9 protein-coding genes and 1 pseudogene are annotated in these 11,073 nt (G+C 62.3%); 6 read left to right on the plus strand and 4 right to left on the minus strand.

The genetic code is table 11. From position 1 onward, the window contains the following. Positions 1-176: 176 nt before the first annotated feature. Positions 177-845 (minus strand): alpha/beta hydrolase, encoded by a 669-nt coding sequence (locus tag F3J08_RS15625; RefSeq protein ID WP_166931391.1) that lies wholly within the window; start codon positions 843-845, stop codon positions 177-179. Between the two features lie 91 nt (positions 846-936). Between F3J08_RS15625 and F3J08_RS15630 the strand changes: the two genes are divergently transcribed. Continuing rightward, positions 937-1,659 (plus strand): DsbA family oxidoreductase, encoded by a 723-nt coding sequence (locus tag F3J08_RS15630; protein ID WP_166931394.1) that lies wholly within the window; start codon positions 937-939, stop codon positions 1,657-1,659. 27 nt (positions 1,660-1,686) lie between these two features. Here F3J08_RS15630 and F3J08_RS15635 read toward each other — a convergent pair whose 3' ends face one another. Further along, entirely contained in the window at positions 1,687-2,085 is a 399-nt protein-coding gene (locus tag F3J08_RS15635; protein WP_240149403.1) for a helix-turn-helix transcriptional regulator, read from the minus strand. Between the two features lie 118 nt (positions 2,086-2,203). Here F3J08_RS15635 and F3J08_RS15640 point away from each other — a divergent pair, with 118 nt between their 5' ends. From F3J08_RS15640 to F3J08_RS15655, 4 genes and pseudogenes are all read left to right on the plus strand, one after another. After that, positions 2,204-3,724 carry an efflux transporter outer membrane subunit gene (locus F3J08_RS15640; protein WP_166931396.1) on the plus strand — a complete coding sequence of 507 codons (1,521 nt, stop codon included), beginning with the start codon at positions 2,204-2,206 and terminating at the stop codon, positions 3,722-3,724. 94 nt (positions 3,725-3,818) lie between these two features. Further along, on the plus strand, positions 3,819-4,889 hold the full coding sequence (locus tag F3J08_RS15645) for an efflux RND transporter periplasmic adaptor subunit (protein WP_370458756.1): 1,071 nt from the start codon (positions 3,819-3,821) through the stop codon (positions 4,887-4,889). Beyond that, positions 4,886-7,951 (plus strand): efflux RND transporter permease subunit, encoded by a 3,066-nt coding sequence (locus F3J08_RS15650; RefSeq protein WP_166931399.1) that lies wholly within the window; start codon positions 4,886-4,888, stop codon positions 7,949-7,951. The genes F3J08_RS15645 and F3J08_RS15650 overlap by 4 nt, the downstream gene beginning before the upstream one ends. Before the next feature lie 6 nt (positions 7,952-7,957). After that, a pseudogene (locus F3J08_RS15655) lies at positions 7,958-8,872 on the plus strand (LysR family transcriptional regulator). A gap of 129 nt (positions 8,873-9,001) precedes the next feature. Here the strand turns inward: F3J08_RS15655 and F3J08_RS15660 are convergent. Further along, complete coding sequence (locus F3J08_RS15660) at positions 9,002-10,057, minus strand: SDR family oxidoreductase (RefSeq protein ID WP_166931401.1); 1,056 nt, start codon at positions 10,055-10,057, stop codon at positions 9,002-9,004. Between the two features lie 10 nt (positions 10,058-10,067). Next, a complete protein-coding gene (locus F3J08_RS15665) occupies positions 10,068-10,871 on the minus strand; it encodes a type 1 glutamine amidotransferase domain-containing protein (RefSeq protein WP_240149406.1) in 804 nt (267 codons plus the stop codon). Positions 10,872-10,972: 101 nt separating this feature from the next. Between F3J08_RS15665 and F3J08_RS15670 the strand changes: the two genes are divergently transcribed. Continuing rightward, positions 10,973-11,073, plus strand: a 101-nt coding sequence (locus F3J08_RS15670) for a LysR family transcriptional regulator (protein ID WP_166931283.1), incomplete at its 3' end; no start/stop codon positions are given.

An 11,073-nucleotide genomic window follows, 5' to 3' on the forward strand; every position in this document is an offset into this window, starting at 1 on the left:
CCTCGATTAAGGCTGCCCAATGGCCGCACCTAAATTGCTTGAGGCGTCTGCTATCGAGTGTTTCGTGCCGTGAAGCAGACAGTCGCGTTTCCCCCCCATTCCCGACAAAATCATTAGAAACTGAAAATTCGGTATCAGGCCGGTCCGCCGACCCCGCCTCCCCTTAACCGATACGATCATGACACGAGACGCTCTGCCAACCAGCCATTGAGATCGGCGATCTCCGCACCGACGATCTCATGCGCCATCGGATACACATGCCAGGCAACATCATGCCCCTCGGCACGCAGCCAGTCCCGTGCAAGGCGAGCCGCTGCCAGCGGCACGACCGTGTCGCCTTCACCGTGCGCCAGAAAAACCGGCGTCGCGCAGTTCGCCTCCGTTGCCTCGCGTTCGGTCTGCCTGGCCAACGGCAGATAGCCGGACAGACCTGCGATTCCCGCCAGGGGCAACGGATAGCGCAACCCGGTCATCAGTGACATCGCACAGCCCTGGGAAAACCCACCGATCACGATGCGCCGGGACGGAATGCCGCGCGCGACTTCCTGGTCGATCAGGCTCGCCAGATAGGCCTGGGCGTCACGGAGCCCTGCCTCATCTTCCCGCAGAAGCAGGTTTGGCGCGAGAAGATCATACCACGCCGACATGCGCTCACCCCCGCAGACCGAAACCGGCCGGACGGGCGCGTTGGGAAAAATGAACCGGACCGCGCCGATGGAGCGCAGGTCGAGCGCCTGGGCAATGGGCACCAGATCCCGGCCACTCGCCCCCAGGCCGTGAATGAGGATGATCGACACGGCGGGATTTTGTCCGGTTTCGACCTCCAGCGCTTTCAGCGGCTTCATTCCCTGCTCCCATTCCTCATCGGCGTTCGTAATGCTTGATGAAACCATGGTACGGGTATAATCGTACATTATCAAGCATGCGGAGGCTGTCATGAAACTCGAAATCTGGTCCGACTATGCCTGCCCCTACTGTTATATCGGCAAGCGGTTTCTCGAAGCCGCCCTGGCCGCATTCGAACATGCCCGCGAAGTCGAGATCGTCTTCCGGGCCTTCGAACTCGATCCGACGTCAGGTCCGGCAGTGACCACCACAACACTCGACCGCATCATGCGGAAATACGGCAAGAGCCGGAGCGACGCCCAAGCCATGATCGACCATATCACGTCCATGGGCGAGAGATGCGGTCTCGACATGCGCTATGCCTCGGTCCGCTACACCAACACCTTCGACGCGCATCGGCTGACCAAATTCGCCGAGCAGCACAGTCTCGGTGCGGAGATGACGGAACGGCTGTTCCAGGCCTATTTCACCGACAACTCCCCCCTCGCCGACCACGATGTGCTTGTCGACCTTGCGCAGGACGTCGGTCTTGATGGTGACGCCGTGCGCGGCATACTGGCGGGCAGCGACTTCGCCGAAGATGTCAGGCGTGATGAAGCCCTTGCGTCGCAGGCCGGCGTTCACGGCGTGCCCTTCTTTGTCTTCGACGGTACCTACGCTCTTTCAGGCGCGCAGCCGAAAGCACAATTGCTGACCGCCCTGCACCAGTCATGGAACGAGGCACGCGAAACGGCGTCCGAGAACCCCACCACCGGAATGACCTGCGACAGCACGGGATGCGCCATCCCGCCTTCCGGCTCCGGTGTTCCCTGAGCCACAGCCGTCCCGCAGGTGCTCCCGTCAGGCAGGCGCGCCCTGACGGGAGCGGTCGTATTCGGCGATCGTCTCCTGCGTTAGCGGGTCGCTGGTGAGCGGCCCGAGGATGGAGTCCAGCAGACCGGGAAAGCGACTGTCCAGATCCTCGCGCCGCAACTCAAGACGGTATTCCCGACCGATATGGCGCTGCCAGACCACACCGCTGTCCCGCAAGGCGCGCCAGTGATGCGTCATGGTGGATTTCGGAATCTGCGGCAGCACATCACAGCAGGGATGTTCGCCGCCCACGGCGATCGTCCGCACCGCAGCCAGGCGGATGGGATTACCCAATGCCGTCAGCACGGCGTCGAGCCGGATATCCTCGCGTTTCGGATGGCGTGCGATCATGCGTGGATTGGTACGCGTATCATGGGAGCGGGTCAAGAAAACGCTGCTTCCGATCCCCCTTCGTAAACCAGTTTCTCGATAAGGCTGGCCTTTAATCCGTATGTACGTCTATGTTCGTATCAATGAGACTCGTTCATGACGACCGGAGGCCGCCTTGCCACTCAATTTCCTGCTCCCTACCGAGAGACCAAAGCAGGTCGCCGCGGCGTCACGCGCGGCTGGGCTGGCTCTCGTTGCCCTGATGCCGAGCCTCACAGGCTGCACAGTCGGCCCCACCTACAAGGCTCCCCGGCCACCGGACGCCGCAACATTCGGCGAAACCCGGCCGGAAACAGCAACCGTTGCTTCAGCCAACGGCCCGTATCAGGCCGCTGGAAAGCCGGGTTCCGACTGGTGGCGTCTCTTTCGCTCGCCTCGGCTGGACGCCCTCATCACCGAGGCACTCCGGAACAACTGGTCAATCCAGGCGGCCCACGCCAACCTGCGCAAGGCGGCTGAGGGTCTCCATGCCGCCCAGGGCAGCCTGCTGCCCCAGATCGATGCCACCGGTACCGAGGGTCGGCAGGAATACGGGGCCGCCCTATTCGGTCCCTGGGCCTGGACCTTCCCGGCCTTCTCCGCCTACTCGGCCGGTCTCGACGTTTCCTATGACCCCGATATTTTCGGTGGCAACCACCGGCTGATCCAGATGGCCGGCGCACAGAAGGATGCCGAACGGGAGCACCGCGATGTCACGATGCTGCTGGTGGTCGGCGACACGGTCCTGACCGCCTTCGAAGCGGCCTCGACAGCAGACCAGATCACCGTGATCCGAGGTGTGATCGACGCCGACCGGGAAACGCTCCGATTGGCGACACTCGCCTGGCGGGCGGGCAGGAGGCCCCGGCTGGATGTCGTGACCGCCGAAGCGCAACTGGCGCACGACCAGTCGCTTCTGCCGCCGCTGATCAACGCCCATGAAGCCGCGCAAACGGCACTGGCCGTCCTGACCGGACACTCGCCCGCCAACTGGACCGCACCGACTTTGGTCCTCGCGGATTTCAGCCTTCCTTCGGACATCCCTGTGGTGGTGCCATCCGAACTCGTTCATGCCCGCCCGGACATCATCGGCGCCGAAGCCATGATGCGCGCGGCGAATGCCGAAATCGGCGTCCGGACCGCCGACCTCTATCCGCGCCTGACCCTCAGCGCGGCCGTCGCCGCCGAGGGCCTGATGGGCGGCCCAACTGGCGCGGCATGGCGCCTGATTGGCGGCGCTGCTCTGCCACTGTTCCATGGCGGAACCCTCATGGCCCGGAAAAAGCAGGCGGAAGAAGATTACCGGATCGCTTTCGATCACTACCAGTCGGTGGTCATCAATGGCTTCCGAGAAGTCGCCGATAGTCTGAACGGTCTGAAGAATGCCTCGACGGAACTGGAAAACCAGCGGCAGGCTCTGACCTCGGCCGACGACGCGCTGACCCTGAGCCAGGCCGGGTATCAGGCGGGTCGGGAGACCATCCTCCAGCCGATCAACGCCCGGCGGCTCGTTCTGCTCGCGCGCCAGAACACGGTCCGGGCACAGACCGAGGTGTTCCGTCAGACGGTGCGGATCCTGGTGGCGACGGGCGGCGGCCTGGCCGACGTCCATGTCACACCCGATCAGTGGCGATCTGTCCGGCTCGCGGCGCGATGACCGGCATCTGACGCACGTCCGGCCTCCAATGTCCGGCCTTTTCAACCCATTAGGTACGTATATCCGCGTATAACAATAACTTCGGGAGATTTCTGTGCGACGCTTCTCCGTCCCCTGGCACCATGCCACCGCTCTCGCGGTGCTGATGTCCCTGCCCGCCGTCGGCAGGGCCGCAGATACTCCGGCAACGGCAGTATCCGTCTGGCCGGTCAGACCTGTCCCTTTCGCCGCCCATATCGAGACGATCGGTCAGGTCGAGCCGTTCCAGGGGGTAACTTTTTCCCCGGAAATCGCCGGCCGGATCACCGAACTGGATTTCGATTCCGGGGCGACCGTCCGGAAAGGCCAGCTGCTCCTGGTCCTCAATGACGCGCCGGAACAGGGCGAACTGATCCGTCAGAGCGGCGAACTGAGGGCGGCCGAAGCCGATCTCGCCCGCGCCCGCTCACTCATCCGCACCGGGGTGGAGAGCCACGAGGATCTGGAGACAGCCACGGCGCGCTTCGAAGCCGCGAAAGGCAATGTCGCCAGAGTGCAGGCTGTGATCGACCAGAAGCATATCCGCGCGCCCTTCGACGGCGCCGTCGGGATCAGACAGGTCAATCTCGGCCAGTATCTGAATCCGGGTGACGCCATCGCCACGCTGACGTCCTACGCCCGGATGCGGGTGAACTTTATCCTCGCCGAAGAGAACGCCGCCAGCGTGCAGCTCGGACAGACCGTCCACCTGGCGTTCGACACGACACCGGGGCAGGATTTCACCGCCACGGTCACCACCATCGACCCGCGCATCGACGGTTCGCATACACTCTCCATTCAGGCCCTGCTCGACGCGCCGCCGGCCGACCTGCATCCGGGCACCTATGCCCATGTTTCCATTGCCGCGAAGGTGGCGCCGCACCTCGTGGTCCCGGAAACCGCCGTCACCTATACCGCCTACGGAGAGACGCTCTTCGTCGAGCAGCCGTCCACCGATGGCCCCACCGTCACCGCGAAGGCTGTACGCGCGGGCGACCGCCGCAACGGATGGGTGGTCATCGACGACGGGGTAAAACCCGATGACCGCGTCGTCACCAGCGGCCAGAACCGCCTCGTCACCGGCATGAAGGTGCGCGAGATCCCGGAAGCCCTGCCTCTGGCCGGCTTGCGGGAGCTGGCACAATGAGTTTTACTGATCGCTTCCTTCGGCGGCCTGTCCTCGCGATTGTCGTGACGATCCTGATCATCCTGTTCGGCATCCGCGCGCTGGGCGGCATCTCGACCCGCCAGTACCCGACGCTGGAAACCTCGACGATCATGGTGACGACCCGCTATCCGGGCGCGTCCTCCGATCTCATGCAGGGTTTCGTGACCCAGCCGATCAGTGAAGCCGTCGCCTCTGTCGAGGGGATCGACTACCTCTCCTCCACGACCACGCAGGGCCTCAGCGTGGTGACGGTGCGCATGATGCTGAATTACGATTCCATGCGCGCCCTGACCGACGTCATGTCCAAGGTGAACGCGGTCAAATACCGACTGCCGGAAGGCGCGTATGATCCGGTCATCAAACGCACCTCGGGCGGCTTCACCGCCGTCGCCTACATCGCCTTCGCCAGCACGACGCGGCCGCTTTACGAAATTTCCGATTACATTCACCGCGTCGCGGCGCCGATGCTCTCGGGGATCGATGGTGTGTCGGAGATCAGCTATTTCGGCGAGCAGCGCCTCTCGATGCGCCTGTGGCTCGATCCCGAGAAGCTGGCCGCGAACGGCATGACGGGCGAGGACGTCGCCCAGGCCATCCGGCAGAATAATTTCCAGGCCGCACCCGGCCGCATCCGGGGCATCTATACGATCAGCAACATCAACCTCAACACGGACCTCAAAAGTGTCGAGGAATTCCGCGACATGGTCCTGCGCTCGATCGGAGGCCGGGTCATCCGGGTCCGCGATATCGGGCGCGCGGAACTCGGGCCGGACAATACCGACACCAGTTCCGAAGCCAGCACGTTGCGCCCGCCTCGCGGCAAACCAACGCCGCGACCCGCGATCTTCATCGGCCTTGAAGCCTCGCCGACCGGTAATCCGCTGACGATCATCGCGCGCCTCAACCAGATCATGCCCAAACTCCGGGCCACACTGCCACCGGGGATCGATGTCCGCGTCCCCTACGAGACCGCGCATTTCATCCAGGCGTCGATCGACGAGGTCACCGAGACCTTCATCGAGGCGCTGCTCATCGTCATTCTGGTGATCTATCTCTCCCTCGGCACCGTGCGGGCGGTGATCGTCCCGATCGCCACCATTCCGCTGTCGATGCTTGGCGCGGTCGGACTGATGTACACCTTCGGGTTCAGCCTGAACCTGCTCACCCTGCTGGCCATGGTGCTGTCGATCGGGCTGGTGGTCGACGACGCGATCGTGGTGATCGAGAACGTCCACCGCCATATCGAGGAAGGCAAATCGCCCTTCGACGCCGCCCTGCTCGGCGCGCGCGAGGTCGCCGGTCCGGTCATTGCGATGACCTTCACCCTCACAGCCGTCTATACCCCCATCGCCTTCATGGGCGGACTGACGGGCACGCTGTTCAAGGAATTCGCCCTGACGCTGGCCGGCGCCGTTGTCGTGTCTGGCGTGGTCGCCCTCACCCTCTCGCCGATCATGAGCGCCAAACTGCTGAAAGCAAAGGAGAAAGAAGGCTTCATGGAGCGAATGGCCGAGCATGTGTTCGGCTTCATGAACGCGCGCTACGAGGCCGTCCTCGATTTCTCGCTGCACCATCGCTGGATCCCCCTCGGCTCGGCCGCCGTGATCTTCCTCCTGATCCCGGTGATGCTGCATGTCTCGCAGAGCGAGCTGGCGCCCAACGAAGACCAGGATCTGGTGCTGACGGCGGTCAAGGCGCCGCAATATGCCAACCTCCACTATGTCGAGACCTACGCCCAGGCGCTCTACGACAAGATGGACGAAATCCCGGAAGGGCACAGCCATTGGATGATTAACGGCATCGCAGGGATCGCCAACAGCGTCGGCGGGGTCAATCTGGACGATTGGGGTGAGCGCCGACGCAATGCCGACCAGATCCAGATGGACCTCCAGCAGCGCGTCGCCGGTCTCCAAGGCACCAGCGTCTTCGTGTTCCAGCTCCCGTCCCTGCCCGGCTCGACCGGTGGCCTGCCGGTCCAGATGGTCATCCGCAGCGATGACTCCTACCGCAACGTCTTCGGCGTCGTCTCCCATCTGCGGGAGGAAGCGCAGAAAAGCGGGCTGTTCGCGGTGGTGGACAGCGATCTTGCCTTCGACAATCCAGTCGTCCGGGTCACGGTCGACCGGACGAAGGCAAACGCCATGGGCATCCGCATGGGGCAGATCGGCGATGCGCTGAACGCCCTGATCGGCGAGAACTACATCAACCGCTTCGGCTATTACGGCCGCTCCTATGATGTGATTCCCCAGTCGGTAACACAGGCTCGCCTCTCCCCCGATGCGCTGAAAACGTACTATGTCCACGACAGGGACGGACATCAGGTGCCCCTTTCGGCGCTGGCGAGCATTCGCGTCGATGTCGAACCCAACCGCCTGCCGCAGTTCGGCCAGCAGAATTCGGCCACGTTCCAGGCCATTCTCGCGAAGGGGGCCACGATGGGCGACGCCGTGACCTTCCTCAAGGCACGGGCAGCCGAATTTCCACCCGGCTACAGCTATGACTGGCAGTCCGACGCCCGGCAATATGTGCAGGAAGGCAAGGCTCTGGTCTTTGCCTTCGCATTCGCGCTGATCGCGATCTATCTCGTGCTATCGGTCCAGTACAACAGTTTCACCGATCCGGTCATCATCCTGATCAGCGAGCCGCTCTCAGTCTTTGGCGCCCTGATCCCGCTCGCCCTCGGCGTGACGACGCTGAATATCTACACCGAGATCGGGCTGATCACGCTGATCGGCCTCGTCAGCAAGCACGGCATCCTGATGGTCGAGTTCGCCAACGAGCTTCTGCACCGGGACCATCTCGACCGGGTAACGGCGATCAGGACTGCGGCTGGCATCCGTTTCCGGCCGATCATCATGACCACCGGAGCGATGGTGGTGGGGCTGCTGCCGCTGGTCATGGCGTCGGGCGCCGGAGCCAACAGCCGCTTCGGGCTGGGCACGGTGATCGTCGTCGGCATGATCGTCGGCACGACCATGACGCTGTTCGTGCTGCCCTCGGTCTATACGGTCATCAGGCCGCGCCGCAGCAAGACGGTGTGACAGGTCATGCGCCGGCCGCCATTCGACCTGTGGCAACTGCTATGCGTGCGGGCAATCGCCGAGCACGGCAGTATCCACGGCGCGGCGCGGTTCCTGAACACCCGACAATCGGCTGTCAGTAGATCCCTCCACAACCTTGAGGAGCGGCTGAATGTCAGGCTGTTCACCCGCTCCCCGACTGGTGCCACGCCGACTGTCTTCGGTGAGTAGTTCGTCCGCTGGACCCAGGCGGTCCTGGACAACGTGGCTGGCATGAATACTCGCGCGCAACGGACAGGTAAGGGCGAGCACGGGCAGATCTCCGTCGGCATCCAGACCTGCGTCCTGCCTGGAAGATTTTCCGCCTTCACTGCGGAGTTCCGCAGCACACATCCCGATATCGTCTTTCGTTATTCCGAGGGCACAGGCAAAAGGCTTTTGCGTCGGCTCCAGCGCGGGCAGATCGATTTCGCGGTCGTCACACGCCGCAATCTGGCTCCAGCCCTGCGGGTCACGCCCCTTTGGAGCGACCGTATCGTGGCCGCCCTCCCCGCCGACCACCCTCTGGCGACACAGCTGGAAGTGTCCTGGGCGGACCTGCGTCATGAAACATTTCTGATCGGACGTGATAATGCCGGTCAGGATTTCAAGGAACTTATCCGGCGAAAACTCGGCGAAACCGATACGTATTCCAGAATCCGCCGTCATGATATCGGCAGCAACCGGGTCATCGCACTCGTCGAGAACAAGGAAGGCATCGCCCTGCTGCCCGCCTCGTGGCTGCCGCTGATCCGCGATCAGCAGGGCAATGAGGTCGCGATCTTGGAAATCCGGGATGCGGATGGTTCCTCCCATCTGGAATTCGGCATTGTCTGGCGACCCGACAATGAAAATCCCTGCGTCCAAGGCTTTGCCCAATATATCGAAACCCAAAGACCATGAAATTACCTTTCCAGTAACTCCCTCCTTTTTTATTATCGATGATCATTTTTCGCCCGACAGCATGAGTCATACAATATACAGAAATATGAATTCAAAAAACTTAAACAATAATCACGATACCGCATCCTATTAGTCAATTATTGCCGGCAACGCCTTTCGTTCCTGCAACCGCGCGAGCGCGCCCATCAAGGAAGCTGTGGAATCCATCCGCTCGGAAAAGCCGAAACGATAAATTTTATTCACGTCCGAAATAACGTCGGTCTCGGTATGGAAGATGAAATCTCCAAAACCCCATCCTACAAGACGGGCGATATCCGGTTCGACCAATCCATGTCGTTCAGCCAGTTCCCGCCATAATGGGCCTTTGTCGGCCATGTGGCGCGTGAGCGTCAGGGGCACCGGCGACCCGACCGCGAGACCGAGATGCGATCCGACATCTTCCCACATCCGCTCCCAGCGAAAAACATCCCCGTTCGTGACATTGAACGCCTCTCCCCCAGCCTGTGGCGTGATGGCCGCCCAATGGCTGGCACGGGCCAGCAAACCGGCATCCGTAAACTGAACAAGCTGCCGATAGGCGCGCGCGGTTCCTGGGAAACGGAGCGGAATACCAAGCGCTCGCGAGATTTCGGCGAAAACCCCGACAACAAGAGCAATGTTCATCGGATTTCCGATCACGTCGCCCACCACGACATCGGGGCGCAGGGCGACGTAATCCCAGGACCCGCGTCCGGCATAGGCCCGCAGAACCTCTTCCTGCGCCATGTAAAGGTTCGGCGGCATATGCGGCGGATCATTCTCACGGGCAGGCGTGCGGACCACAGCGCCCAGATGGATGCCATAGATCTTGAAGCCCTGATAAATCACGACTCGTTGTAAGGGAGCGTTGACAGCACCAAGCCCGTCAAGCAGATGGCGTAGCATTCCGGCGTTGCGGTTCGCCTCAATCGCAAGGTCTGGATCGGGAGAGAGAGACGCATAGAACAGATGCGTCGTGTCCCTCGCCCGCGCCAAGGCCTCTCGCGTGGACGCGGCGTCTGTGAGATCGACGGTCAGGGAGTCGAAATCCGCAACCGTCTGCCGTCCCAGCGTCCGGACCTTCCATCCCTGACGGCGAAGTTCCTGTGCGGTGGCGTTCCCGATGATGCCGTTTGCCCCGGCGACCAGGGCGACTGGTTGGGTCATGATCGTTCTCTCACGCCTTGAGTCGCTGTATAACCAAAGCCGCGACACGTGCCGCCGAGGCCGGATTCTGACCGGTCAGGAGATTTCCGTCCTGTAAGGCGAACGATGTAAAGTCAGGGCCGCGTTCGTAGAGAGCGCCTGATGCACGCAAACGGTCCTCAAGCAGAAACGGCACCGTATGCTCCAGTCCGACAGCCCGCTCCTCACTATCGGCAAAAGCGCTGACACGGCGCCCGGCGACGAAAGGCGTCCCGTCCGCCTTCCGGGCAGAGAGTAGTCCCGCCGGGCCGTGGCAGACCGCCGACACGATCCGGCCACTTCGGTCGAACTGTTCGATCAGACGCGCGAGCGCGGAATTCTCCGGATAGTCCGTCATCGTTCCGTGTCCCCCAGGAAGAAACACCGCGTCAAAGCCGCTGAGATCGATATTTGTGAATTTCGGAGTATCGACGACCCTATGCCTGAACGCCGGGTCTGACAGATAGCGTTCCACCGATGCCTCGTTCTGGCCGGCTTCTTTCACGCTCCGTGTATCGATCGGTATGGCGCCCCCTTCGATGGAGGCAAGCGTGACTTCGCCGCCCCCATCCCGGAACGCATAGAACGGCGTCGTCAGTTCCTCCAACCACACGCCGGTCGCATGGCCGCTCTGCCCCAGCTTGTCCGCAGACGTCGCGATCATGAGGATGTTCATCCGTGTTTTGCCTCCCTGTTTCTCCGGTGCGTCGCGTCGCCGCGTCTGGGCGATGCTCGACCCGTGGGCTGCGAACCACGCGACACCTGCAGCCAGCATCAGTTCCCGGCGACCGCGCATAGCCGTTTTCTCCCTTTTGAAAACAGGAGCCTAAGCCCGAACAGTCATAACGACATCAAAGAAGACAGGCGGGCTGCCATAATTTTTGTTATAGGTAACCCATGTCGCTTCTGCACCTGCGCACCTTTGTCGAAGTCCACAGATGTCGTTCGATCAGCGAAGCCGCACGGGCATTGTCGCTGACCCAGCCGGCCGTGTCGCA

The sequence above is a fragment of the Asaia sp. As-1742 genome, from assembly GCF_011753235.1.
In the GTDB taxonomy this organism is placed as follows: domain Bacteria; phylum Pseudomonadota; class Alphaproteobacteria; order Acetobacterales; family Acetobacteraceae; genus Asaia; species Asaia bogorensis_B.

What these genes read in the sequence shown, in the direction of transcription:
- F3J08_RS15625 (WP_166931391.1), bottom strand. Translation starts at nt 845, where the DNA reads ATGAAGCCGCTGAAAGCGCTGGAGGTCGAAACCGGACAAAATCCCGCC.
- F3J08_RS15630 (WP_166931394.1), top strand. Translation starts at nt 937, where the DNA reads ATGAAACTCGAAATCTGGTCCGACTATGCCTGCCCCTACTGTTATATC.
- F3J08_RS15650 (WP_166931399.1), top strand. Translation starts at nt 4,886, where the DNA reads ATGAGTTTTACTGATCGCTTCCTTCGGCGGCCTGTCCTCGCGATTGTC.
- F3J08_RS15660 (WP_166931401.1), bottom strand. Translation starts at nt 10,057, where the DNA reads ATGACCCAACCAGTCGCCCTGGTCGCCGGGGCAAACGGCATCATCGGG.
- F3J08_RS15665 (WP_240149406.1), bottom strand. Translation starts at nt 10,871, where the DNA reads ATGCGCGGTCGCCGGGAACTGATGCTGGCTGCAGGTGTCGCGTGGTTC.